20 protein-coding genes are annotated in these 25,443 nt (G+C 72.3%); 6 read left to right on the top strand and 14 right to left on the bottom strand.

Annotated features, from left to right (window positions below; translation table 11 throughout):
• The first annotated feature begins 57 nt into the window (after positions 1-57).
• Positions 58-1,020 carry a helix-turn-helix transcriptional regulator gene (locus DKT68_RS14370; RefSeq protein WP_146218368.1) on the top strand — a complete coding sequence of 321 codons (963 nt, stop codon included), beginning with the start codon at positions 58-60 and terminating at the stop codon, positions 1,018-1,020.
• Between the two features lie 25 nt (positions 1,021-1,045).
• Here DKT68_RS14370 and DKT68_RS14375 read toward each other — a convergent pair whose 3' ends face one another.
• Both DKT68_RS14375 and DKT68_RS14380 read right to left on the bottom strand, forming a co-directional pair.
• A complete protein-coding gene (locus tag DKT68_RS14375) occupies positions 1,046-3,838 on the bottom strand; it encodes an AfsR/SARP family transcriptional regulator (protein WP_109817909.1) in 2,793 nt (930 codons plus the stop codon).
• 134 nt (positions 3,839-3,972) lie between these two features.
• The gene (locus tag DKT68_RS14380) at positions 3,973-4,368 is read right to left on the bottom strand and encodes a winged helix-turn-helix transcriptional regulator (RefSeq protein ID WP_109817910.1); all 396 of its coding nucleotides are present in this window, start codon (positions 4,366-4,368) and stop codon (positions 3,973-3,975) included.
• A gap of 96 nt (positions 4,369-4,464) precedes the next feature.
• Here DKT68_RS14380 and DKT68_RS14385 point away from each other — a divergent pair, with 96 nt between their 5' ends.
• Positions 4,465-5,322 carry an NAD(P)H-binding protein gene (locus DKT68_RS14385; RefSeq protein ID WP_109817911.1) on the top strand — a complete coding sequence of 286 codons (858 nt, stop codon included), beginning with the start codon at positions 4,465-4,467 and terminating at the stop codon, positions 5,320-5,322.
• A gap of 85 nt (positions 5,323-5,407) precedes the next feature.
• On the opposite strand, the gene DKT68_RS14390 is transcribed toward DKT68_RS14385, so the two are convergent.
• Positions 5,408-5,767, bottom strand: a complete 360-nt coding sequence (locus tag DKT68_RS14390) for a hypothetical protein (RefSeq protein ID WP_236646893.1) — start codon at positions 5,765-5,767, stop codon at positions 5,408-5,410.
• A 211-nt stretch (positions 5,768-5,978) separates the two neighbouring features.
• Positions 5,979-6,677 carry a TetR/AcrR family transcriptional regulator gene (locus DKT68_RS14395; protein ID WP_109817912.1) on the bottom strand — a complete coding sequence of 233 codons (699 nt, stop codon included), beginning with the start codon at positions 6,675-6,677 and terminating at the stop codon, positions 5,979-5,981.
• A gap of 58 nt (positions 6,678-6,735) precedes the next feature.
• Here DKT68_RS14395 and DKT68_RS14400 point away from each other — a divergent pair, with 58 nt between their 5' ends.
• The 4 genes from DKT68_RS14400 (at position 6,736) to DKT68_RS14415 (ending at position 9,664) form a co-directional block, all read left to right on the top strand.
• Positions 6,736-7,572 carry an alpha/beta fold hydrolase gene (locus tag DKT68_RS14400; RefSeq protein ID WP_109817913.1) on the top strand — a complete coding sequence of 279 codons (837 nt, stop codon included), beginning with the start codon at positions 6,736-6,738 and terminating at the stop codon, positions 7,570-7,572.
• A gap of 32 nt (positions 7,573-7,604) precedes the next feature.
• On the top strand, positions 7,605-7,820 hold the full coding sequence (locus DKT68_RS14405; protein ID WP_236646894.1) for a hypothetical protein: 216 nt from the start codon (positions 7,605-7,607) through the stop codon (positions 7,818-7,820).
• A gap of 44 nt (positions 7,821-7,864) precedes the next feature.
• Positions 7,865-8,218 carry a TraR/DksA family transcriptional regulator gene (locus DKT68_RS14410; RefSeq protein ID WP_109817914.1) on the top strand — a complete coding sequence of 118 codons (354 nt, stop codon included), beginning with the start codon at positions 7,865-7,867 and terminating at the stop codon, positions 8,216-8,218.
• A gap of 120 nt (positions 8,219-8,338) precedes the next feature.
• Positions 8,339-9,664, top strand: a complete 1,326-nt coding sequence (locus DKT68_RS14415; RefSeq protein WP_109817915.1) for an alpha/beta hydrolase — start codon at positions 8,339-8,341, stop codon at positions 9,662-9,664.
• A 186-nt stretch (positions 9,665-9,850) separates the two neighbouring features.
• Here the strand turns inward: DKT68_RS14415 and DKT68_RS14420 are convergent, their stop codons facing one another.
• From DKT68_RS14420 to DKT68_RS14465, 10 genes are all read right to left on the bottom strand, one after another.
• Positions 9,851-10,681 (bottom strand): amidohydrolase family protein, encoded by an 831-nt coding sequence (locus DKT68_RS14420; RefSeq protein WP_201749037.1) that lies wholly within the window; start codon positions 10,679-10,681, stop codon positions 9,851-9,853.
• On the bottom strand, positions 10,678-11,643 hold the full coding sequence (locus tag DKT68_RS14425; RefSeq protein WP_109817916.1) for an aldo/keto reductase: 966 nt from the start codon (positions 11,641-11,643) through the stop codon (positions 10,678-10,680). The genes DKT68_RS14420 and DKT68_RS14425 overlap by 4 nt, the downstream gene beginning before the upstream one ends.
• Positions 11,644-11,649: 6 nt before the next feature.
• The gene (locus tag DKT68_RS14430; protein WP_109817917.1) at positions 11,650-12,699 is read right to left on the bottom strand and encodes an ABC transporter permease; all 1,050 of its coding nucleotides are present in this window, start codon (positions 12,697-12,699) and stop codon (positions 11,650-11,652) included.
• Entirely contained in the window at positions 12,692-14,209 is a 1,518-nt protein-coding gene (locus DKT68_RS14435; protein ID WP_109817918.1) for a sugar ABC transporter ATP-binding protein, read from the bottom strand. The genes DKT68_RS14430 and DKT68_RS14435 overlap by 8 nt, the downstream gene beginning before the upstream one ends.
• Before the next feature lie 80 nt (positions 14,210-14,289).
• On the bottom strand, positions 14,290-15,336 hold the full coding sequence (locus DKT68_RS14440) for a sugar ABC transporter substrate-binding protein (RefSeq protein ID WP_109817919.1): 1,047 nt from the start codon (positions 15,334-15,336) through the stop codon (positions 14,290-14,292).
• Positions 15,333-16,142, bottom strand: a complete 810-nt coding sequence (locus DKT68_RS14445) for an SDR family NAD(P)-dependent oxidoreductase (RefSeq protein WP_109817920.1) — start codon at positions 16,140-16,142, stop codon at positions 15,333-15,335. Before DKT68_RS14445 ends, DKT68_RS14440 begins: the two co-directional genes overlap by 4 nt.
• On the bottom strand, positions 16,139-17,452 hold the full coding sequence (locus tag DKT68_RS14450) for an L-fuconate dehydratase (protein ID WP_109817921.1): 1,314 nt from the start codon (positions 17,450-17,452) through the stop codon (positions 16,139-16,141). The genes DKT68_RS14445 and DKT68_RS14450 overlap by 4 nt, the downstream gene beginning before the upstream one ends.
• The gene (locus tag DKT68_RS14455) at positions 17,449-18,306 is read right to left on the bottom strand and encodes a fumarylacetoacetate hydrolase family protein (protein WP_109817922.1); all 858 of its coding nucleotides are present in this window, start codon (positions 18,304-18,306) and stop codon (positions 17,449-17,451) included. The genes DKT68_RS14450 and DKT68_RS14455 overlap by 4 nt, the downstream gene beginning before the upstream one ends.
• 190 nt (positions 18,307-18,496) lie before the next feature.
• Positions 18,497-19,198 (bottom strand): FadR/GntR family transcriptional regulator, encoded by a 702-nt coding sequence (locus DKT68_RS14460; protein WP_109817923.1) that lies wholly within the window; start codon positions 19,196-19,198, stop codon positions 18,497-18,499.
• A gap of 405 nt (positions 19,199-19,603) precedes the next feature.
• A complete protein-coding gene (locus DKT68_RS14465; protein WP_236646895.1) occupies positions 19,604-25,210 on the bottom strand; it encodes a GH92 family glycosyl hydrolase in 5,607 nt (1,868 codons plus the stop codon).
• Positions 25,211-25,443: the final 233 nt, after the last annotated feature.

Here is a 25,443-nt window from a genome sequence, read left to right on the forward strand (position 1 = left end):
CCCGCCGCCCTCCCGGTCCACCACCCGGCGGCACCCATCCCCGGACGGAGACAGCGGATGACGTCACCCGTGCAGATCCAACGGTTCGACAGCAACGACGCGGTGGCCACCCACCACTTCCTGGCGGCCACGTACGGCACACAACTGCGCATCCACGGCGGCGACAAGGGATACCGGCTCGTCCACCAGCGCGTCGACACCGGGCCGTTCGCGCTCGCGACCATCGACCAGACGGCGTGCCTCGACATCGGCGTGGGCGACATCGCCGGGCTGGTCGTCTGCCGCACCCGCACCGCCCGTGTCGCGCGCACCTGCGACGAGGTGACCCACCGGTTCGCTCCCGGCGACGTCTTCCTCGGCACCAGGCCCGATTTGCCGTTCACCGTGCGCTGGCACCCCGGCGAGGTGGAGGTCTGCGTGCTGGATCTCGCGGTGCTGGCACAGGTCGCCAGCACCGCTCCGGCCCGGCGCCCCGGTCGGATCCGGTTCACCGACATCGGCCCCGCCGCCGCGGCCCTCGCCCGGCAGTGGCGCAACACCACCACCTACGTCAGCGACGTCGTCCTGAACAACCCGGTCGCCAGCACCCAGCCGCTGGTCATCGGAAACGCCGCGCGGATGCTCGCCGCCACGGCGCTCACGGTCTTTCCCAACACGGCGGTCAGCGATCCGACGATCGAGGACCGGCGCGACGCCAGCACCTCCACCGTGCGCCGGGCGATCGCCTTCATGGAGGAGCACGCCGACCGGGACATCAGCGCGGCCGACATCGCCGGCGCCGCCGCCGTCTCCCTGCGGGCGGTGCAACTCGCCTTCCGCCGTCACCTCGGCACGACCCCCATGGCGTACCTGCGACGGGTCCGGCTCGACCGGGCCCACCACGATCTGGTGCGGGCCGACCCGCGTCGGGACACCGTGTCGGCGATCGCCAGCCGGTGGGGATTCGCCAACCACAGCAGGTTCACCGCCCGGTACCAGGCGAGCTACGGCGTGCCGCCCCGCGAGACGCTCAACGCCTGACCGGCCGATCCGGGCCGCACTCGCGCTACGGCGACCCGCCGAGCCGGTCGAGGTCCGCACGGACCTGCGGGGCATCCGGATGGTCGAGCTGCTGCAACAGGCTCAGGGCAGCCTCCAGGCAGCCCCGGGCGCCCTCGGGGTCGCCGGTCGCCTGCCGCGTCTCGGCCAGGTGGCGCAGGATGTCCGCCTCGTTGAACCGGTCGTGGAACCCCCGGACCAGATCCAGCGCCCGTTCGTAGCAGCGGACGGCCTGCGCGTACTCCCCGAGGTGATGGTGGGCGAAGCCCAGACTGTCCCACGCGCCGGCCTCGGCGTGCGCGTCACCGATCTCCTGGTGGACCGCCACGGCCTGGGCGCAGTAGGCCAACGCCTGCCGGTGCTCACCCAGCAGCACGTGCAGCCAGCCGAGGTTGTTCAGCGCCAGCGCCTGCCCGGGGCGTTGGTCGAGATGCTGGTAGAGCTTCAGAGCCTGCTGGTTGAAGTCCAGCGCCTCGGCCCAGTTGCCCCGCTGGTGGCAGATCCAGCCCAGACCACGCGCGATGTCCGCCTGTCTGCCCTCGTCGCCCAGCTCGCCGAAGAGCGCGAGCGCCCGCCGCTGGTTGTCGTACGCGTCGTCGAGCAGCCCCAGTTGGGTTTCGGCCAGCCCCAGGCTGCGGTACGCGTGCGCCTGCCGCAACGGGTCGTCCAGCCGCCGGGCCGCGTCCAGCGCCAGCCGCTGGGTGTACGCCCAGTCCCGCCAGTGGCCCTGGTAGTCGAGGAAGGTCTCCAGGGTCCAGGCGAGGTGCCAGGTGTGCCGGTCGAGCCCCTGCGCGACGGTGTGCTCCAGGGTGGCGAGCAGCATCTGGTGTTCGCGCGCGAACCAGGCCAGCGCCTCGGGCTGGCCGGCGAACTCGCCCGCCGTCTCGTCGGTCGGCGCCGGCCCCGCCGCCACCGGCTCCCGCTGCGGGTCGAGCACCCGGGCCGCCCGCTGCGCGGTGTCCAGGTAGTGCTCGACGAGCCGGCGCAGGGCGGCCGCCAGCAGGTCCGCCGGCTGGTCCCGGTGCGCGCGGTCCGCCGCGTACAGGCGGACCAGGTCGTGGAGGCGGTAGCGCTCCGGGCGGTGCTGCTGGACCAGGTGGTGGTCCTGCAACGTCTGCAGCAGCAGCCGGGTGCGGGTCGGCGGCAGACCGGCCAGGCGCGCCGCGGCCGCGAGCCCGATCTCCGGCCCGGGCGCCAGCCCCAGCAGGAGGAACAGCAGGCTCGGCGCGGCGGCGAGGCGGTGGTGGGAGGCGGCGAAGACCGCTCGGAGGTCGGCGGTCAGGTCGCCGGCGTTCAGCGCGTCGAGTCGGGTGGCCTCCTCGCGCAGCTCCTCCGTCACCGCGTCGAGCGGCAGGTCCGGCTGCATGACCGCCCGCGCGGCGACGATGCTCAGCGCCAAGGGGAGCCCGCCGCAGCGGCGCACGATCTCCCGGAGGCTGGCCGCCTCGGCGTCCGCCCGCTGCCGGCTGAGCCGCCGGGCCAGCAGCTCGTGGGCCTCCTCGCCGTCGAGGACGTCCAACCCGAGCCACCGCGCGCCGTAGGTGGTGATCAGCCCGCCGAGCCGGACCCGGCTGGTGATCAACACGACGGAGCCGGGGCCGCCCGGCAGCAGCGGCACCACCTGCTCCATCCCGTGCGCGTTGTCGAGCAGGATCAGCATCCGGCGGCCGGCGACCAGGCTGCGGTAGAGCGCGGCGCGGGCGTCCAGATCGGCCGGGATCGACGCGGGCGGCACCCGTAACCCGTCGAGGAACCCGCGCAGCGCGACCTCCGGGGTCATCGGCCCGCCCGGGTCGAAGCCCCGCAGGTTCACGTACAGCTGGCCGTCGGGGAAGCTGGCCAGGTTGTCGTGGGCCCACCGCAGCGCGAGGGAGGTCTTGCCGACGCCGCCGGTCCCGCCCACCGCGCACATCGCCACCGACAGCGCGGCGCCGTCGCGGACGGACAGCACGCGGGTCAGCTCCGCCAGCTCGTGGGCACGGCCGGCGAAGTGCGGCGGCGGCGCGGGTAGCTGGCGCGGCATCGTCGCCTCGCCGGCCGCCACCGACCCGGTCGGCTCCCGCAGCTCCGTGTCGCCCTTGAGGACGTCGGTGTGCAGCCGTTGCAGCTCCGGCGTCGGGTCGACACCGAGGGAGTCGGCGAGGCGACGCCGCAACCGGTCGTACTGGTCGAGCGCCTCCGCCTGCAGTCCGCAGCGGCTCAGCGCGAGCATCAGCTGGCTGACCAGCCGCTCGTCGAGTGGGTGCTCCTCGACGCACGCCATCAGATAGGGCGCCAGCGCGGCGTGCTGGCCGTGGCGCAGTGCCAGGTCCGTGCGGTCGCGGTCGACGGCGACCCGGTCGCGCTGCAACGCGTCCCGCAGGCCGTTGGCCCAGGGCGTGTCCAGCGGTGCGAGCGGCAGGCCGCGCCAGAGACCCAGCGCCTCCTCGAAGATGCGCAGGGCCTGCCCGGCGTCCGGTGTCGTCCGGGCCAGCCCCGCGAGCCGGTGGAACCGGTGCAGGTCCACCGAGGCGGCGTCGGCGGCGAGGAGGTACCCGCCGGACTGGCGGACGATCTGGACGTCGTCGGCGGGTGCGAGGCAGGCGCGCAGCCGGGACACGTAGCTGTAGAGAGTGGCATGGGCGCCCGTCGGCGCGTGCTCACCCCACACCCGGTCGACGAGCTGCCCGACCTGGACGACCTGGTTGACGTCGACGAGCAGCGCGGCCAGAACGCAGCGCTGTCGGACGTGACCCACGTCGAGCGGCCTGCCGTCAACCTGTGCCTGGAGATCGCCCAGCAGGCCGAATTCCGTGGGCATCAACACCGTTCCTTCACCCGGGCGTCGTGCCGGGAAGCCGCGTCAGCCCGAGCCGTTCAAGCTTGTCCAAGGATTGTCCAAGATTGATGAGCTAGCCGGCGTCCCCTGTCCACGGCTCGGGAAACGGCGCCGGGTCAGTCGCGGTCGCGCTCGTGGGCGTCGCGCGCCGTCCGCAGCTCGGGCACCGACGCCTCCAGCAGGTCGGCGAGACCGCGGAGCTGCTCGGCCACCCGGGCGCCGAGGGGGGTGAGCGAGTATTCGACGCGCGGTGGGATCGCCGTGAGGACCTCGCGGGTGAGCATGCCGTCCCGCTCCAGGGTCTGGAGGGTCTGCGAGAGCATCCGCTCGCTGACCCCGTCGATGCGGCGGCGGAGCGCGTTGAACCGGTAGCGACCCTCGCCGAGTGCCAGCAGTGCGAGGGAGGCCCACTTCGAGGTGACGTCCTCGAAGGCCGCCCGGGACGTGCAGCCCCGTGCGAAGACATCGCTGACCAGTTCCTGGGTAGGCCCCGCCGGGTCCTGGGCAGGCATGTCGTCCACGCCACGAGCCTACCCCACAGTTACGGGCAAGCATGTACTGTAGATTCGTAAGTGCTTCCAGTTCGTCATCGCCGTAGCGGAGGTTCCATGCCCACCTATGCCGTCACCGGCGCCACCGGCCGACTGGGCCGCCTCGTGATCGGGCGACTGCTCGACACCGGCGTACCCGCGGCCGAGATCGCCGCCATCGTCCGCAGCCCGGAGAAGGCCACGGATCTCGCCGCGCGGGGCGTCGAGATCCGCCGGGCCACGTACGACGACCCGTCGACGCTGCCCGGCGCCGTGGCCGGCGTACGCCGCCTGCTCCTCATCTCCGGCGACACGCCGGGCCAGCGCGTGGCCCAGCACACCGCGGTCATCGACGCGGCCCGGCTCGCCGGGGTCGAGCGCCTGATCTACACCAGCATCCTGCGCGCCGACACCACCACGAACCCGCTGGCGTCGGAGCACAGGGCCACCGAGGAGATCCTCGCCGCATCCGGCCTGGCTCACACCGTGCTGCGCAACAGCTGGTACACCGAGAACTACACCGACCAGCTGCCGCAGTACCTGCGGACCGGCACGATCCTCGGCGCCACCGGCGGCAACAAGGTCTCCGCCGCGACCCGGGCCGACTACGCGGCCGCCGCCGCCGCGGCGCTGACCCGCGAGGAGGACGGCAACGTCGTCTACGAGCTGGGTGGGACCGCCTTCACCTTCGACGAGCTGGCCGCGGCCGTGACCGAGGTCACCGGCACCACCGTCGTCCACCGGGACATGTCGGCCGCCGACCTGGCCTCGACCCTGGAGACCGTCGGGCTCGACGCGGGCACCGCCGGGTTCGTCGCCGCGCTCGACCACTCGATCGCCCTCGGTGAGCTCGTGACCGACAGCGACGACCTCAGCCGCCTGATCGGCCGGCCGAGCACCCCGCTGCACGATGCCATCCGGGCCGCCCGGGCCTGACCGGCGACTCCGGGCGGGCGGCGGGTGCGCACCCGCCGCCCGCCCGACGCGCTCCGATCACGACCGCCGGGGCCGCCCGCACGGACTACTCGGCGTCGTCGGTGTCCTCGGTGAGCTCGGCCAGGACGTCGGCCGCGTCCCGGTTGCCGCCGTCGGCGAGCCGTCGCAGCTCGGCGACGTCGACCCGCTCGGCTGCCAGCTCGACGAGCTGGTCGACCGCGTCGCGGTCGCCGCGGTCGGCCAGGCGCCGCAGCTCGTCCATGTCACCGCGCTCGCTGGCGAGCTCGACGAGCTGAGCCGCCGCGTCGGCGCTGCCGGCGTCGGCCAGTCGCCGCAGCTCCGCCAGGTCACCCTGCTCACCGGCGAGCTCGACGAGCTGGTCGACCGCGTCCCGGTCACCGTTCGCGGCCCGCTCCCGCAGGCTCGCACGATCCGCACCTGACACGCTCGCACCTCTCACCCGACCGTCGCGCGCCGGCTCGTCCCACCCGCCCGCTCGTTGGCTCGCGGGTCCTCCGGTGGCCCCGGCGTACCCCAGCACCGAAGCTAGACCACCCGGCACCGCGCCGGGCGGTCGACGGCTGGGGAAACACCCGGCCGACGGCGGACCCGCACGCGAAGCCACCGCCGCGCAGAGCGTGACGGGCAGGGTCGACTCAGCCGGCCTCCGTGGGATCGGCGACGAGCAGACCGGTCAGCAGGCCGCGCAGGGTCCGCTCGAAGAGGTCCGCCCGGGGCGCGGGCGCCGGGGGCTGGCTGAAGGCCGCGACGAGGTGCGGGTACGCCGCCAGGTCGGCGCCGGCGAAGCTGAACGACCCGGCGGCGGCCGCGCTGCGGGCGAAGAGGCTCACCACGCCGGTCACCATCGCGATGGCCTCGAACTTCGCGGTGACGGCGCAGGCGACGGGTTCCAGGATCCGGAGACAGTTGTCGAACCAGGCCAGGCTCTCGGGGCCGACCGCGGACGGCCGGTGACTCACCTCGATCAGCCATGGGTGGCGCCGGTGCAACGCCAACTGGCGGCGGGCCAGCAGCAGCATCCCGTCCAGCCAGTCGCCCTCCGCCGGCGGGTACGGCCGCAACTCCCCCACCACCCGGTCGGTCATCAGGTCCAGCAGGTCGTCCCGTGATGACAGGTACCGGTAGAGCGACCCGGCGCCGGTGCCCAGCGCGGTGGCGATGGCCCGCATCGACACCGCCGGGAGACCCTCCGCGTCCGCCAACGCGATGGCGGCCTCGACGATGGCGTCGCGACTGTGCGCCGGGACGGGGCCGCGGCTGCCGCGTTCGGGCCTGGTCCAGATCGACTGCCGGCCGGAGCCGTCGTCGCCGGATCTCGTGGGTGCGTCGCTCACTGATCTACTGTAAACTACAAACGGCGTTCGCAGTTCAGTCAGGGGAGGTGGGTCGGCGATGGAACGGATCACGGCACGGGACGGCGCGAGCATCGTGCTGCACTCCACGGGCACCGGGCCCGGGGTCGTCGTGGTGCACGGCGGCGGGGTCACCATCGACGTGTACCGGCGGTTGGCCACGGCGCTCGCCGACCGGTTCACCGTCCACCTGTACAACCGGCGGGGGCGGGCGGACGCCCCGCCCAGGTCGCTGCCCTACACCTTCGAGCAGGACATCGACGACCTCGCCGTGGTGCTGGAGCACACCGGGTCCGGCAACGTCGTCGGTCACAGCTCCGGCGGGTTCATCGCGCTCCAGGCGGCACTCCGGCTGCCGATCGCCCGGCTCGCGCTCTACGACGCCGCGGTCTGCGTCGACGGCGGCTTCCCCGCCGCGTGGCTCGCCCCGGCGCAGGAGGCGCTGCGGGCCGGCGACGTCGCCCGGGGCCTCGCCATCACGGCGGCCGGCATCAACCCGCAGATGGCGGCGGCGAAGCTCCCGTTCGGCGTACGGCTGGTGATCATCCGTGCGTTCATGCGGACGCCGATCGGGCGGACGATGGCCGACCTGCTGCCGATGACCCTGGAGGAGTCCGCCCTGATCCGGGCCCACGACGGGCCTGCGAGCCAGTGGGCCGGGGTCACCGCCGAGGTGCTGCTGGCCCGCGGCGCGGACAGCCCGCCCTACTACGACGACCTCAACGAGGCGCTGGCCAGCGCGCTGCCCCGAGCCCGCACCCTGCTCATTCCCCGCAGCGGCCACGACGCCGTCAACCGGGCCTACCCGAGGTTCGTCGACCCGCTCGCCACGTTCTTCGGGGCCCCGGTGACACCGGAACGGACCGGCCACCTCTGACGCCACGGTCCCCGGTCTCCATCGTCAACTCGATGGAGGAGGCACGCCGGTTGGAGATGACCGAACGGCTGGCCCCCGGGTACGACGAGGACGGCGACGGCGTACCGGACGAGGTGGACCGCGTCGCGATCAGCCAACGGCTGGACGACCTGCGGGCGGTCATCGCCGAGTTGGAGCGCGAGCTACGGATCGACCGCGACGACGGGCACGGCCGCCCACACCGCGAGGACGCTCGCGCCGGGCGGTGAGCGAGCCGACGGGTCCCGGGCCGTCGGGTTACCGTGGAACGGCCATGAACAGGGACAACGCCTCGGCCCGTGCGGCCCTGCTGCGACTGCGCGAGCAGGCCGGGACGCAGGCCGCCGCACTCGACGGCGACCTGCGGAGCCTCTTCGAGGCGTCCCGGTCGTCCAACGCGGATGACGAACACGACCCCGAGGGCAGCACGATCGCGTTCGAACGGGCGCAGCTCACCGCGGTGCGGGACGCGACGCGCCGGCGCCTCGCCGAGCTGGACGTCGCGTTGCAACGGGTCGACGCCGGCACGTACGGCGTGTGCGAGAGGTGCTCCGGGCAGATTCCCGCCGAGCGGCTGGCCGCCCGCCCCTCGGCACGCACGTGTGTCGGCTGCGCCAGCCGCGCCTAGCGCGCTTGAACTTGTTGCCCGCGCATTCGATCGCGAAGCGGGTGTGGACCGCCGGCCCGGACCCTGAGACGATACTTGCGCTACAAGTGCAAATAGTTCGTCTACCGAGGTGGAGGATCGATGCACACGTCCCGACGGAGACTGCTCTCCCTTCTGGCCGGGGTGGCCCTCGCCGCCGGCCCGACCGTCGCCGCCGTTCCGGGCGCCGCCGGGGCCGCCGCACCGCCCCACCGCCCGGTGATCTTCGTGCACGGCAGCGCCGGGTCGGCGGCGCAGTTCCAGTCCCAGGCCAAGCGCCTGGCCAGCAACGGGTACCCGATGGACATCATCGAGGCACACGAGTACGACTCGCCGAACGTCGCCACGATCCTGCCCCAGGTGTACGCCGGGCTGGACGCGCGGATCTCGCGGCTGCTGGCCGAGACCGGCGCGGACAGGGTGGACCTGCTCGCGCACTCGCTGGGCACCTTCGTCACGCAGGGCTACCTCAACAGCTCACCGGCCCGTGCCGCGCGCGCGGCGCACTACGTCAATCTGGACGGACGTACCGCCGGATCACCGCCGGGCGGCGTGCCCACCCTGGCGATCTGGGGCGAGGGCGACCCGGCCCGTGCCGTCGTGGGCGCGACCAACGTGTACTTCCCCCAGCAGTCGCACACCCAGACCGTGTCGTCGCGGGAGTCGTTCGGCGAGATCTTCCGGTTCCTCCAGGGCCGCGCGCCCCGCACGACGACCATCGTGCCGCAACTCTTCGGCACCGCCCGGGTCTCCGGCCGCGCGGTGCTCTTCCCGAGCAACGTCGGGGTTGGCGACGCGACGCTGGAGGTCTATCCGGTCAGCTCCCTGACGGGCGGCCGGCTGTCGAGCAGGCCCGCACACCGGGTGCCACTCGGCGACGACGGCTCCTTCGGACCGTTCCCGGTGCTCGCCACCGCCCGGTACGAGTTCGCGATCGTGCGCGCCGGCGCCGCGACGCACCACTTCTACTTCCAGCCGTTCCTGCGGTCCGACTCGTTCGTACGCCTGGCGACCAGTCGGCCCGGCGAGGGCCTCGGCGCGCTGGTCGACACCAGCGACCGGCACACCGCGCTGACGATCCAACGCCAGAAGGAGTGGTGGGGCGACCAGGGTGACGCGGGCGACAACCTCTGGATCAACGGCCGGGACGTCCTGAACGCGGCGAACACGCCGCGCGTCAAGCGGACGATCGCCGTCTTCGCCTTCGACGACGGCAGCGACGGCGTCACCGACCTGACCGCTCCGCTGCCGGAGTTCTTCAGCCAGACCTTCATCACCGGCATGGACGTGTTCATTCCGGCGGCGCCGGCACACCTCGGCCTCGTGCGGATCGCGGTGGGCCAACGCGGCGGTGGGTACGACGTGATCAACGTCCCGAACTGGAGGTCCAGCGAGCATCGCGTGACGGTGAGCGTCGACGACTTCTGATCCGGCGGCAGCCCCAGGCGGGGGGCCCGCGTCGACTGCCCGGATGCGTCGAGCGGGTCACCCTCGGCTGGTACGCCGACACCCGCCGCTCGAAGAAGTCACACCCCACATGTCGGTGTCGAGCGTGTCCACACCGGGGTCGGGACGCCGGTCACCCGTGGGCCGGAGCGGACGGCCCGGACGCGGTCACGGCAGGGCGTAGACGGCTCGTGCGGTGTCACTGAGCACGGCCGCCCGCTCGCTCTCGGTGCAGCCAACGAGCAGCTCGTCGGTGAGCGCGAGGACGTCGGCGTACCGGCCGGTGAGTTCACAGACCGGCCAGTCCGAGCCGAACAGCACCCGGTCGGCGCCGAACGCGGACAGCACGTGCTCGGCGTACGGCCGGATGCGCGTGGCGTCCCAGTCGCCGGCCGCCTCGGTGACCAGCCCGGACAACTTGCACACGACCCCCGGGCACCGCGCCATGGCGGTGACCCAGGACGCCCACGGCTCCCACTCCCCCGCCGCGATGCCCGGCTTGCCCGCGTGGTCGACGACGAACCGGACGCCGTCCACCCGCTGGGCGGTGGCCAGGGCGGCGGGCCGCTGGGGGGCGCGCACGAGGATGTCGTACGCCAGCCCGCCCGCCCCGACCGCGGCGATCCCCCGGGTCACGTCGGGCCGCCGCAGCCATGCCGGGTCCGGCTCGTCCTGCGCCTGGTGGCGTACGCCGACGAGCGGGCCGTCGGAGCGCAGCCGGTCGATCTCGTCGGCGATGTCGGGACGGGTCAGGTCGAGCCAGCCGACGACCCCGGCGACGAGGCCCCCGCTCGCCCGCGCGGTCGCCAGGAACTCCTCGGTCTCGGCGGCCGACGGCACGGTCTGCACCAGAACCGTCGCGGCGATCCGGCCACCGGAGGCGGCGCGCAGGTCGGCCACCGTGTAGGGGCGGCGGATCGGTGTGAGGGCGTCGTCCGACAGCCACGGGTACGCGCGCACCGCGGGATCCCACAGGTGGTGGTGACCGTCGACGATCATGCCGGCACCAGCCCCGCCGCGGCGAGGTCCCGCCAGAGCGCGTTGGGCACCGGCGCGCCGGCGAGGTCCACGTTGCGGGTGACCTGCGCGGCGGTCTGCGCGCCGACCACCAGGGACGCGACGGCCGGATGCCGCGCGGTGAACGCCAGAGCCGCCTGCGGCAGCGTGACGCCGTGCGACCGGCACACCTCGGCGAGCCGGGAGGCCCGGTCGCGCACGGCGTCCGGGATCGGCCGGTAGTCGTACAAACGACCCGGGTCGTCGGTGGCGAGCGTCCCGCCGTTGAACACACCGGCCGCGAGCACGGACACCCCGCGTTCCCGGCAGCGCGGCAGCAGCGTGTGCGCCGCCGACTGGTCGAGCAGCGTGTACCGCCCGGCCACCAGCACGGTGTCGACGTCGGTCTCCGTGACGAACCGTTCCAGCATCTGCCACTGGTTCATACCGACGCCGATCGCGCCCACGACACCCTGGTCGCGCAGCTCGTGCAGCGCCGGGTACGCCTCCTCGACGGCCGGCCGCCAGTGCTCGTCGGGATCGTGGATGAGCACGAGGTCGACCCGGTCCAGGCCCAGGCGGTCGAGGCTGGACTCCAGCGACCGCCGTACGCCGTCGGCGCTGAAGTCCCACCGTCGCGTGTGGTCGGCGGGCACGTCGAACCCGGCCTTGTCGGTCCGGTGCGCGGTCTCCGGCGTGGGTATGAGGAGCCGACCCACCTTCGTGGAGACGGTGAAATCGTCGCGGGGGCGCTCTGCCAGCGCGGCGCCGAGCCGCCGCTCGGACAGCCCCAGCCCGTAGTGCGGGGCGGTGTCGAAGTAGCGGATCCCGGCCTGCCAGGCGGCGTCGACCGCGCGGCGGGCTGTCTCGTCGTCCACGGCCTGGTAGAGGTTGCCGATCGCGGCCGCGCCGAAGCCGAGCTCCGTCACCCGCACGGGCGACCGGCCGAGTCGCTGGGTCCGCATGCCGCCTCAGTCCTGCGCCTTGCCGCTGGTCAGACGGGCGAGGACCAGCGCGACCAGGATGACGAGGCCGTTGACGGCCTGGATCTGGTCGGGTTTGACCTGGGCCAGGGTGAGTACGTTCTGGATCAGGCCGAGCAGCACGACACCCGTGAGGGCGCCGACCAGGGAACCCTTTCCGCCGTCGAGGCTGATGCCACCGATCACCGCCGCGGCGAACACCGTGAAGATCATTCCGTTGCCCTGGTTGGCGGCCACCGAGCCGAGCCGGGCCGACAGCATCAGCCCGGCCAGGGCGGCGAGCGCGCCGGCCACGATGAACGTCACCCAGATGACCCGCTCCACCCGGATGCCGGCGGCCCGCGCCGCGTCGGCGTTGCCGCCAACGGCGTAGATCGAGCGCCCGAACCGCGTGTAGCCGAGCACGACGACGCCCACGGCGAACGCCACGACCACGATCCAGATCGACAGCGGGACGGTGAGGATGCGCAGGCTGCCCAGGTTGTCGATGGTGGGGATCCGGTTGGCCAGGTTGGAGATGGTGGCGCCACCGACGATCGCCAGTTGCAGCCCGCGCAACGCGATGAGCATCGCCAGCGTCACGATGAACGCGGAGAGCTTGAACCGCACGACCAGCAGCCCGTTGAAGACCCCGATCAGGGCGCCGAACGCCAGCGCCACCGGCAGGACCGTCCAGGTGGGCCACGGCGCCCCGAGCATCGAGGTCTGGCCGACCACGAGGAAGACCGCCACCGCGGGAGCGATGCCGACGACCGACTCCAGCGACAGGTCGAACTTCCCGACGATCAGCACCAGCGCCTCCGCCAGCACCACCAGCGCCAGCTCGGTCTGGTACTTCAGCACCGTGTCGACCAGGTAGGACTTGGTGAGGAAGACGTCCGGCTTGAGCGTGTAGCCGTAGATCAGCAGCGCGATGATCGGTGGGACCAGGGCGAGGTCGCGCAGCCGGGCCAGCCGCAGGCGTTTGCTCGGGCGGCCGGTGGGTCGCGGCGGTCGCTGCGGCGCCTCCGGGGCGCCGACGGCCAGCGTCTCAGACATGCTTCTCACCGATCCCTTCGATCTCTGCCACGAGCGTGGCCTCGTCCCAGCCGCGACCGTGCTCGGCGACGACCCGGCCGGCCACCATCACCACCACGCGGTCACACACCCGCAGGTCGTCCAGCTCGTCGGAGACCAGCAGGGCGCCGCGGCCCGCCCGGGTCTCCGCGTCCACCACGCCGAGCAGCGACTCCTTCGACCGCACGTCCACCCCCACGGTGGGGTGCACCAACACCAGGACCCGGGGATCGCGGGCCAGCGCCCGGGCCATCACGACCTTCTGCGCGTTGCCGCCGGACAGCTCCCCGACCGGCTGGTGCGGGCCGGCGGCGTGCACGTCGAGGTCGGCGATCGCCCGGCGGCCCTGGGCGTCGCGCCGCTTCGGCAGCACCACGCCGGCCGGGCCGAGCCGGTCGGCGACGGTCATCGTGGCGTTCTCCGCCACCGAGAGCCCGGGAACGAACCCGTCGGCGTTCCGGTCCGCCGGCAGGTACCCGATACCGGCGCGCAGGGCGGCCGGGACGCTGGCCGGCCGCACCGTGACGCCCGCGACCCGCACCCGGCCGGTACGCGGACGCAGCCCCACCACGGCCTCGGCGAGCTGCCGCTTGCCACTCGCGGCGGAGCCGGCCACACCGACGATCTCGCCCTGCCGGATGGTCAGGTCGATCGGCTCGGTGAGGTCGGGCACGCCCACCGCGTCGAGGGTGAGCGCCGGCTCGGCCTCGTCCGGCACCGGCGGTCGGTCCTTTCCGACCTGCACCAGCCCGTGCGCGTCGCCGATCATCGCCTCGACGAGCCTGGCGTGGTCCAGCTCCGCGACCGGCGCCGTCACGATGTGCCGGGCGTCGCGGAACACCGTCACCCGCTGGCAGATCTCGTAGATCTCCGGAAGGTGGTGGGAGATGAACAGGAAGGTGACGCCCTGCTGCTGGAGGCCGGTGAGGCGGTCGAAGAGCCGCGCGATGGCCCGCGCCTCGAGCTGCGCGGTGGGCTCGTCGAGGATGACGAACCGGGCGCCGTGCGACAGCGCGCCCGCGATCTCCACGAGCTGACGCTGCTCGACGGTCAGCTCCTTCGCCGGCGTGTCCGCGTCCACCGGCACCGACCACGACTCCAGCAGGTCGTTCGCCGCCCGCCTCAGCCGGGACCGGGACAGCAGGCCGAACCGGCCGCGCGGCTGCCGGTCGAGGAAGAGGTTCTCCGCGACCGACAGCTCGCCGACCACCGACGGCTTCTGGTAGACGCAGGCCACCTGCTGGCGCCAGGCGACGCGGTCGCCCAGCGGCGGCGCCGGTCGCCCCGCGAAGCGCACCTGGCCGGCGTCCGGCTTGAGCAGACCGGTCAGGACACCGACCAGCGTGGACTTGCCGGCGCCATTGCGGCCGACGAGCGCGTGCGTCTCACCGGGCAGCACGGTCAGCGTTCCGTCGGCGAGCGCCACGGTCGGGCCGAACCGCTTGGCGACCCCCACCGCCTCGACTACGGGTTTGGACTCGTCGTCGACCATCACACCGTCCCTCCGGATCCCGGCGTCGGGCCGTGCGGCGCCGGCCGCCCCGCAGGATGCCCGGCGCCGCGCGGTCCGCGCTACTTCTTGTTGCCCCAGAGGGCGGGGTCGTCGACGTTGTCCTTGGTGATCAGGGGCGCCGGGAGCTGGTCCTCGTAGCCGTTGGGCAGCTTGATGACGCTGCTGCCGTGGTCGGTCGGGCCCTCCTTCGGCGTCACGCCCTCCATCGCCTGCCTGGCCCAGTACAGGCCGTACTGCGCGTAGGCGTCCGCCGGCTGGGAGACGGTGGCGTCGATCTCGCCCTTGCGGATTGCGTCGAGCTCCTGCGGGATGCCGTCGTTGGAGACGATGAAGATGTGCCGCGGGTCCGTCGGCGGGACGAGCAGCTTGCGCTGCTTGAGCACCTGCAGGGTCGGGTCGAGGAACACCCCGCCGGCCTGCATGTACACACCCTTGATGTCCGGGTCGGTCGACAGCCGGGTCTCCAGGGCGGCCTGCGCCTTGCTGCCCTCCCACTCGGTCGGCTCCTCGAACACGGTGATGCCCGGGAACTTGGTGGTCATGCACTCCTTGAACGCCTCGGACCGGTCCCGGCCGTTGATGGACGACAGCGCGCCCTGGAACTCGATCACCTTGCCCCTGCCACCGAGCTTCTCCCCGAGGAACTCGCAGGCCTTCGTGCCGTACGCCCGGTTGTCGGCGCGGACGACCATGTAGACGCTGCCGTTGTCCGGCCGGGTGTCCACGCTGACCACCGGAATCTTCTTCTGTGCCAGCTCGTCGAGCTTCGGGCCGATCGCGCCGGTGTCCTGCGGGGCGATCACGAGCGCCTTCGCGCCCTGGGTGACCAGGCTGTCGACGTTGCTGATCACCTTCTGGATGTCGTTCTGCGAGTTGGTCTGCGCGGTGAGTTCGACACCGACCTCCCCGGCCTTCGGGGTGATGTAGCTGGCGTACGCGTTCCAGAAGTCGGAGTCGGCGCGCGGCAGGTCGACACCGACGGACCCGGTGCCTCCTCCGCCGGCGGCGGGTTCGGCGGAGTCCTTGCTGCACGCCGCCGCGGACGCGACCAGCGCCACGGCCATGGACAGCCCGAGCACCCCTCGGGCGGTCACACCGATCGTCATGGCTTTCCTCGATTCACTGGCAGGGAAGGGTTTTCGCGGTCCGCGGCCGCCGTGGTGGCCGGCCGGAGGCGGAGCCCGTGCACGCCACCGTCGACGGCGAGCACGGTCCCGGTGGTGGACGCGGCCAGCGGGCTGGCCAGGTACGCGATCGCGGCGGCGACCTCGGCGGCGGAGACCAGCCGGCCGATCGGCTGACGTGCGCGCAGGGCGGCCAGTTCGGCGTCCGGGTCGTCGGCCGCGGCGAGCAGCCGGCGGACCCAGGGGGTGTCGGCCGTGCCGGGATTGACGCAGTTGACCCTGATCCCCTCGGCGATGTGGTCGGCGGCCATGGCGAGGGTCAGCGCCTGCACCGCACCCTTCGTCGCGCTGTAGAGCGCCCGGTTGGGCAGGCCGGCGGTCGCGGCGATCGAGCAGGTGTTGACCACGGCCGCGTGGGATGACGCCCGCAGGTGCGGCAGGGCCTCCCGGGTGACCCGGACGATGCCCACCACGTTGACGTCGAAGACCCGGTGCCACTCGTCGTCGGCGTTCGCCTCGACGGTGCCCTGCGCGCCGGTGCCGGCGTTGTTGACCAGCACGTCGATCCCACCGAGGCGCCGCGCGGCCTCGGCGACGGCCCGGGTCACCTGCTCCGCGTCGGTGACGTCGCAGACGATGCCGTGCAGCGGGGCCGGCACGCCGGACGGGTCCAGGTCGAGGCAGGCGACCGCGGCGCCCCGCTCGACGAGCAGCCGGGCGGTCGCGAGACCGATGCCGGAGCCGCCCCCGGTGACCACGGCGCGCAGGCCGGCGAACTCGGCGCTCATGCCGCCTCTCCTTCCATCCACACGGGGCCGTGCGGGTAGGCGTAGTCGATCAGCGTCTGCGGCCGGAGGTCGGAGCTGAACCCGGGCGCGGTCGGGGCCAGGTAGTTGCCGTTGCGGATGACGACCGGGTGGACGAAGTGCTCGTGCAGGTGATCGACGAACTCGATCACCCGGTTGTCCATGGAGCCGGACACCGCCAGGAAGTCGAACATCGACAGGTGCTGCACCAGCTCGCAGAGGCCGACCCCGCCGGCGTGCGGGCACACCGGCACCCCGAACTTCGCCGCCAGCAGCAGGATCGCCACGTTCTCGTTGACGCCCGCCACCCGCGCGGCGTCCAGTTGCAGGTAGGAGATCGCGTCGGTCTGGAGGAGCTGCTTGAAGACCACCCGGTTCTGCACGTGCTCCCCGGTGGCGACCTTCACCGGGGAGATCGCCCGGGCGATGGTGGCGTGGCCGAGCACGTCGTCGGGGCTGGTCGGCTCCTCGACCCACCACGGGTCGAAGCGGGACAGCTCCCGCACCCAGGTGATGGCCTGACCGACGTCCCACCGCTGGTTGGCGTCGACGGCGATGCGGATGTCCGGGCCGACGGCCGCCCGGGCGATGCCCATCCGCCGTACGTCGTCGGCGAGGTTGGCCCCGACCTTCAGCTTGAGCTGGGTGAAGCCGTCCGCGACGGCCTCCTTGCAGAGACGCGCGAGCTTGGCGTCGTCGTACCCCAGCCAGCCCGGCGTGGTGGTGTAGCCCGGGTAGCCGCGCTCGAGCAGGTACGCCTCCCGCTCGGCCCGGCCCGGTTCCGCCCGGCGGAGGATCTCCAGCGCCTCGGCGGGGGTGAGCGCGTCGGACAGGTACCGGAAGTCGACCAGGTCGACCAGCTCTTCCGGGGTGGAGTCGGCGAGCAGCTTCCACAGTGGCTTGCCCGCCCGCTTGGCGCGCAGGTCCCACAGCGCGTTGACCACCGCGGAGATCGCCATGTGCATGACGCCCTTCTCCGGGCCGAGCCAGCGCAGCTGCGAGTCGTGCACCATCTCCCGCCACACGCCGCCGAGGTCGCTCAGCGTGCCGTCGAGCGGGCGCCCCACGACGTACGACTCCAGCGCGCGGATCGCCGTGGTCTGGATGTCGTTGCCGCGACCGATCGTGAAGGCGAACCCGTGGCCCTCGTGGCCGTCCGGGTGATCCGTGTCGATGACGACGTACGCCGCCGAGTAGTCCGGATCCGGGTTCATGGCGTCGGAGCCGTCGAGCTCCCGGGAGGTGGGGAACCGGATGTCGTACGTCCGCAGGCCGGTGATCCGCGCGGTCATGCCGCCGCCCCCACCGTCTGGCGCTGCGCGCCGAGGCCGTCGATCTCGACCTCGATCAGGTCACCGGCACGCAGGTAGGGCTTCGGTTCCGGCTGCCCGAGCGCCACGCCGGCCGGTGTGCCCGTGTTGATGACGTCCCCCGGTTCGAGCACCATGAACTGGCTCACGTAACGGACCAGCTCGGCGACACCGAAGATCATGTTCTGGGTGGTGCCGTTCTGCCGGGCGGTGCCGTTGACGGCCAGGCGCAGGTTCAGCCGCTGCGGGTCGGGCACCTCGTCGGCCGTGACCAGCCACGGCCCGAGCGGGTTGAAGGTCTCGCAGGACTTGCCCTTGTCCCACTGGCCGCCGCGTTCGAGTTGGAACTCGCGCTCCGACAGGTCGTTGGAGATGGTGTAGCCCGCGACGCAGGCCAGGGCTGCGGCATCGCTCTCCACGTAGCGCGCGGTGCGGCCGATGACGACCGCGAGCTCGACCTCCCAGTCGGTTTTGACGCTGCCCCGCGGGATCAGGACCTGGTCGTTGGGGCCGACCATGGTGTTCGGCGCCTTCATGAACAGGATCGGCTCCGCTGGCGGCTCCGCGCCGGTCTCCGCGGCGTGGTCGGAGTAGTTCAACCCGACGCACACGATCTTGCCGGGGCGGGCGATCGGCGGGCCGACCCGGGGCGCGGGGTCGGCCACCAGGGGCAGGTCGCCACCCGTGACCGCGGCGCGCACCGCCTCGATGCCGTTACCGGAGAGGAAGTCCCCGTCGATCTCGACCACCAGGTCGGAGAGGTCCACGAGCCGGCCCTGCGCGTCCAGCGCCGCCGGGCGTTCCTGGCCGGTCGCCCCCACTCGAAGCAGCTTCACTCGACAACCTCCGGCCAAACATCGGATCTGTTGCCTGGTTGTATAGTGGAGTTACGCGCGTGTTGCAAGAGCATGTCGAGAACTTGGGTCAGAGAGATCCGATGACCAGGAGCGCTTAAAACAGCGATCGAACAGGGCCCGGCTCACCGACCGTCCCCTGTGCTGCGTGACCAGGGGGTCACCGGCAAGGTCAGGCGGGCGGCAACGCCGACCCGGGTCCGCCGAGCGCATTGCGGAGCCACTGCTCGACGCCGGCGACGTGCACCGTCGCCCAGGCCCGGGCCGCCTCGGGTTGGCGCGCCTCGATCGCCTCGCAGATCGCCTCGTGCTGCTCCCGCGTACGCCGCACGGCCCCCTCCTGGGTCAGGCCGCGCCAGATCCGCGCCCGCGTGGTCGGCCCGGAGAGACTGTCGATCAACGAGCACAGCACGTTGTTGCCGGACCCCGCGGCGATGTGGTTGTGGAACCGCAGGTCGTTGGCCACCAGCGCCTCGACGGTCGGCGCCTCGCCCAACTCCGCGAGGATCGCGCGCAGGCCGGCGATGTCCTCGTCGCTCATCCGGATCGCGGCCAGCTCGGTCGCGGCGGGCTCGAGCACGCGGCGCACCTCCAGGAACTGCAGCACCGTGTCGTCCTGATGGAAGTCGACGACGAACCCGATGGCGTCCAGGAGCAGGGCGGGCTCGAGGCTCGTCACGTACGTGCCGTCACCCTGCCGCACATCCAGCACCCGGATCAGCGACAGCGCCTTCACGGCCTCCCGCAGGGAGTTGCGGGAGAGGCCGAGCCGCTCGGCGAGGTCAGCCTCCCGGGGCAGCCGGGAACCCGGGCTCAGCTCCCCCTGCACGATCATCGCCTTGATCTTGTCGATCGCCTCGTCGGTAACCGGCACCTCGCCCCCTTCCGGACATCGGATGTCTCGCAGACTACCTGCGGGCAGGTCGACCCGTAATCCGTCGACTCCGGCCGCCACACATCGGGCCAGATGGTCCCGCCGCACCCCTGCCCGACCGGCCTCCGCCAGCGGGACACCTCCGATGTGTACGACGACGTCGGCCTCAGCTTGCTGGCCGTCACCACGGAAGGCCGTGGCCACCGGTGTGGGTGGCCACGGCCTTCCGTGCGGCACGGGTCAGCGGTGCGTGGCCGCTGCGTAATCTGTTCGACGCGCTGCTGCCACTTCGGTGAACCCCGCCGCCCCTGGTACGGCGGCCTCGGGCAGGGACGGCTGGACGGGAAACGCGTGTGGGGCGGGCAGTGAACACGGCCCGCCCCACACGCTCCGGCTACCCCCGGGTCAGTCCCGGACGGTGACGGTGAATGGCAGGGACACCCGCGCCACCGACCTGGCACCGGCCAGCGTGACGCTGGTCGAGCCCGCCTTGGCCGCCCCGGGGACGCTGACCGTGGCGCCGGCGACGACGCCGTCGGCATTCGCCCGCACGGTGCTGACGGCGAGGCCGTCACCGAAGCTGACCGTGACCGCCTCGTTCGGGGCGAACCCGGAACCGTCGACCGTGATCGACGTACCGCGCGGTCCCGAGGTGGTGGTCAGCGCCGCCTGCGGTTCGTAGGTCGGCTTCTCCGGCTCCCCGGTCACCTGGACGGTGGCCGTCGCCGGCGTCCGCGAGGACGCGCCGGTGGCGGTGACGGAGTACCGGCCCGGCTGCGCGTTCCCGGACGTCGCGACGGAGGCGCGTACCGCTCCCGCCGAGGACGCCTCGACCGTGATGGTCCGCGCCGGACTGGTGCCGAGCGTCACGGTCACCTGCTCGCCGGCGGCGAAGCCGCTGCCGTTGACGGTGACCGCGTCACCGGTGGCCACGGTGGCGGACGCCGGCACCGCGATCGCCGGCTGGAGGGCGCCGCGTGCCACGGTCACCGTGAACGTCGCGGTGCTGCTGGACAGCGTGTCCCACGCGGTGACGTGCACCGTGTAGGTGCCCTCCTGCGCGTAGGTGTGCCGTCCGCTCATCGCACCGTCCGGGCCGATCGTGACGTCGTCCGGGGCCGTGCCGTCGCCCCACTGCACACGGGCGCGGTAGCCGGTGGTGCCGGGAACGCCGCCACGGACCGAGCCGAGGTTGGCCGAGAGTGCCTGCCCGGCGTTGGCCTTCTGGTCGTTCGGCGCGGTGGTCACCAGGGCGGCGGCCGGCGTGCCGTCGTCCGCGATGGCGAACACGTGGATCCTGCCCGCCGAGCCGGGGTCGCCGGTCTGGGTCGGCAGGGTCACCGAGACGAGCGTCTTGCCCGCCGGGATCTGGTACGGCGCGGTGGCGAACAGGAACGGCTGGGCGCCGTCCCGGCTCGTGCCGCTCAGCCGGTACGCGGCCTTGGCGACGACGATGTTGCCGTACGACGGGGTGCCGTTGGCGTTGCCGCCCAGCGTCCAGTCACTCATCTGGATCGGGATGGTGGCGGTGCTGCCGTCGCTGAACGTCGCCGTGCCGGTGGTGCTCTGGTTGCCCTGCGTGCCGGCGCCGACGAACGAGATGCTCCTGGCGTCGGTCGGAAGGTTCAGAACGACCGTCCTGCCGTTGCCGGTGGTGTTGTCCGGTTGCCCTGCCGGGACGGTCGGCAGCGTGAACTGCAGCGCCGTTCCGGGCACCTGGTGCCGCTGGCCCTGGGTCACGCCGGCTGCCGTCAGGGCGGCCCGCGAGTACGCCCACGCCTTGGCGTCGCAGTTCGCCGCGACGACGCCCTCGTCGCCGATGCAGACCGTGTCGAACGCCGCGGTGAGGCCGGAGCTCGGCACGTAGGCCACGTCGACGCCGACCGTGACGGCGCCCTGGCTGGTGCCGTCGGTCACCGTGACGTTCGCCTGGTGGTGGCCCGGCGTGGCGTAGGTGTGCGAGCCGCCGACGCTGTAGACGGCCCGCGAGCTCAACGTCAGGGTGCCGTCGGTGACCGGTGAGCCGTCACCCCAGTCGATCGTGGCCTTGTAGCCGCTGGCGGTGCCCCCGGTGACGGTGGCCAGTGGCACCGAGACGGGCGCGCCGGACGTCGCGTGCACGCTGCCCGCGGCGGTCACCGTGATGTCGCCACCACCGAGTTCGAGGTCGCCTCCGGCGAGCAGCTCGATCTCGGCGAGGTTCGTCTGCGCGGCGCCGACGGTCTTCGTGACGACGAGGCGGAACTGCGCGAACCGTCCCGGCTCGTCGATCGTGAACGGACGGGTCTGGTTACGCCACGGGAAGACTTCTCCCCTGCGGGTGTCGAGGGTGCTCCAGGTGAGGCCGTCGTTGGAGCCCTGCAACCGCCAGTCCGCCGGATCGCCCGCGGCCGCACCGGAGGTGAGGGTGTAGTAGCGCGGCTTCTGCCTGGTGCCACGAGAGGCCCAGCTGACCTGCGGCGTCGCGGTGGTGAACGTCAGCTGGGTGGTCGACGAGTCGTCGAACACCTTCGACGCGTCCTGCCCGCCGGTCGCGGTCGCGGTGCCAAGGCCGGGGCCGGTGACGTCCTGCAACGGCTTGGGCGCCGCGTCCCCCTTCGTCAGTGACGGCGGCGCGTCGTTCCTGCCGCTGCCCCAGGACGACGGGTCGGCACCCATCTGGAAGTCGATCGTGCCGCCCTTGGCGAGGGCGGACACGTCGACGGACACCTCGCGCTGCTTCTTCCCGTTGACCTTGACGCTCTGCACGTAGACGTTCTTCGTGCTGTTGTTCGGCGCGTTGACGACGATGTCGCCGCTCGTGCGGTGGACGGTCATCTTCGTGAACTGCGGCGAGCCGATGGCCCAGTGGGACGACCCGGCCTGCAACGGGTAGATGCCCAGCGAGCTGAGGACGTACCAGGCCGACATCTCGCCGTTGTCCTCGTCGCCCAGGTAGCCCTGGCCGATCTCGCTGCCGACGTAGAGGCGCTGGAGGATCTCACGCACGATCGCCTGCGTTTTCGCCGGCGCGCCGGCGTAGTCGTACATGTACGGGATGTGGTGCGAGGGCTGGTTGCTCATGCCGAGCTGGCCCATCCGCACCGCGCGCGCCTCGAGCATCTCGTGGATCGTGCCGCCGTACCCGCCGGGTCGGTCGGCGTTCTCCGGGGTGGCGAAGAACTGGTCGAGCCTGTCCCCCAGCGCCTTCTGTCCGCCGTAGAGGTTGGCCAGACCCTGGCCGTCCTGCTGGGCGGTGAACGCGAAGTTCCACCCGTTGGTCTCGGTGTAGACGCCACCCCAGTCGAGAGGGTCACCGGCGAGGAAGGTGCCGGACGCGTCGCGGCCCTGGAAGAGCTTCGTCCTCGGGTCGAAGAGGTGGACGTAGTTGCGGGCGCGCTCCAGGAAGTACCGCGACTCCTCCTTGAGCCGATCGCGCTGTGCCTTCGGCGTGGCCGGGTCCTTCGCCAGGGCCGCGCCCATGTTGCCGATGCCGTAGTCGTTGATGAAGCCTTCCAGCGCCCACGACACCGACTCCCCGGTGGAGGTCGGCGTGTAGCCGAGGAACAGCGAGGTCTCGATGCCCTTGCGGCCCACCGCGCCGCGCCCGGACGCGACGGTCGCGTCCTTGACCGCCGCGTCGTACGCCGCGAGCGGGTCGGGCAGCTTGACCCCGGTGAGGTACGCCTGGGCCAGTGCGACGTTCGCGCTGGTGCCGGTCATCAGGTCGGCGTAGCCGGGGGACGACCAGCGGGCGATCCAGCCGCCGTCGCGGTAGTGCTGGACGAACCCGTCCGAAATCCTGGCCGCGACGTCCGGGTACAGCAGCGCGTAGGCGGGCCACACGGTGCGGTAGGTGTCCCAGAAGCCGTTGTTGACGTAGATCTGGCCGTCGACGATCTTCGCGCCGGTGCGGGTGGCGGTCGACGTGCCGGTCGGCGCCGACACCGGGCTCGCGTACTGCCAGCGCGGAGCGGCGGCGGTGCCCGTGTTCTCCGACTGCGAGTTGGGGTACAGGTTCAGCCGGTACAGGTTCGAGTACATCGTCACGAGCTGCGTCTCGGTCGCGTCCCGTACCTCGACCCGGCCGAGCCGGTCCTGCCAGGCGGCGGTGGCGGCGGCGTGGACCTGGTCGAAGCTCTTCCCGGTGACCTCCAGGTCGAGGTTCCGCTCTGCCTGGTTGACCGAGAGGAACGAGGTCGCGATGCGCATGGTGACCTGGCGGTTCGTGGAGACGTCGAAGGTGGCGGACGTCGCGGAGGACGCCGTCGGCGCCCGGTCGAAGGCGCCGGAGACGAACATCCGGCTGCGACCGGCCGACAGGCCGCTTCCGTTGTCGACCCAGCCGGTGAACGTGCCACCGGCGCCGATCGTGAACGTGCCGTTGTAGAAGACGAGGCTCCCGGTCGCCGGCCCGGACGGGAAGGTGAACCGCATGATCCCGGCGTGGTCGGTGGGCGACATCTCGGCGGTCATGCCGTTCTGCAACGCGACGCGGTAGAGGTCCGGCTGCGCCGTCTCGTCCTCGTGGCGGAAGGCGAGCGCCCGGCTGGACGGCGGCCCGGTGAGGGGTCCGTCGCCGGCGACCGGCATGACCGACATCTGGTTGCGGTCACCCATCCAGGGGCTCGGCTCGTGGGAGATCGCGAGGCCCTGCAGCGTGGGCAGGTTCGCCGCGTTGTTGACGCGGTGGTACTGGTACTCCCAGGAGTCGGACGTCGCGTCGGTCACCGGCGTGAAGAAGTTGAAGCCGTTCGGCACCGAGGTGATCGGCAGGTTGTTGCCGCGCGAGAACCCGCCGGTGGAGTTGGTCCCGCGCCGGGTGTCGACGTAGTTGGTCAGCCGCGAGCCGTCGATCGAGGCCGGCGAGGCCGTCACCGCGACGTCGTCGAGCCAGCCCTGGAACCGGGTCTCCCCCGTCGCCTGCGGGTTGTCGTAGGCGAGCAGGATGCGATCGATGGTCTTGCCCCGGGCGACCGTGCCGATGTCGGTCCGCACCGCGTTCCACTGGTCGGCGTAGAGCACCTTCGACGCGCCCTGCCCGGATGCGGTGAGCGCGTAGCCGTGCTGGTCGACGGGCGAGAGCCGGCTCAGGTAGCTGCCGTCGGTGAAGTGCAGGTCGACCGCCGCGTAGGTGGACGGGTACTGCGCGTCCTGGCCCGTGAACTCCGGGAAGATCTTGTAGGAGAGGCGGGTCTTCGGCCCGACCGGGATGTCGACGTCGAACAGCCGGTTGGTCGCGTACGAACGACCGGAGGCCTCGGCGCCACCCGCGTACCGGAGCGAGGCGAGCCCGCTGAACCCGACCCCCGGCTTCGTGGTGTAGCCGCCGGTCGGACCGGCGCCGGTGACGCTGACCATGGGAGTCGCCGGCGGCTTGACGTCCGAGCCGTCACTGATGTCCCAGCCGGCGAGCTGGACGAGCGAGTCACCGGAGTTCGCGGTGACGTTCAGCCGGTAGTAGCCGTAGGCGGTCGTGTTGGTGAGGCTGTAGGTCTTCGTGGCGAACCGCCCACCGAAGGTCTGCCCCGTCTGCCGGTCCAGGTCGGTCCAGGTGCTGCCGTCGTTGGACCCCTGCACCGTGAAGTCCCTGGGGTCACGGGTCGGAGCGTCGTCGGCGGAGGTCAGGGCGTACCGCACCACGGGCGCCGGCGTGGTCAACCGGTACGTCACCCAGCCGGTCGGGTTGAACGCCAGCCACTTGGTCGAGGGGTTGCCGTCCGCGAGCTTCGCGGCGGTCTCGTTCGGCGCGTTCTCGGCGCTCGCGGTCACCGCACCGACCTGCTCGAGCAGGCTGCCGGGCAGGGCCGTGCGGCTCGAGCCGTTGAGGTTCGCCTGGACCGGCTTGCCGCTCGCGTCGACCTCGACGGTGCTCGCGACGGGCTGCGGGTCGGCGGTCTCGAACGACGAGCTGAAGGTGCCGGGTGGCGCGGTGGTGGGCGCGGCACTGGCCAGGGGGGCGCCGACGAGCAGCCCCACCGGCAGCAGGACCGCGGTTGTCGCGGCGATCAGTCGGGGGGACAGGAAACGCACAACGGGGGGATGCGACATAAGGGGCGGGGCCTTTCGCCTCGAACCGGGTCGAGTACGTCAAACGTCTGGGCAGAGTGGACCGGAACCGCGGTGGATCGTAATGAACTTCTTCGGAGCCACGGCCTGACATCGTTGTCATGGCAACCCATGACCGACGAACCAGGAGCGTGGACTGTGGCTGATGGTTCCGGGTAGATCACGGCAATGTCAATGGGTTCATCAGAGCGAAACAA

It is taken from the genome of Micromonospora acroterricola (assembly GCF_003172955.1).
In the GTDB taxonomy this organism is placed as follows: Bacteria; Actinomycetota; Actinomycetes; order Mycobacteriales; family Micromonosporaceae; genus Micromonospora; species Micromonospora acroterricola.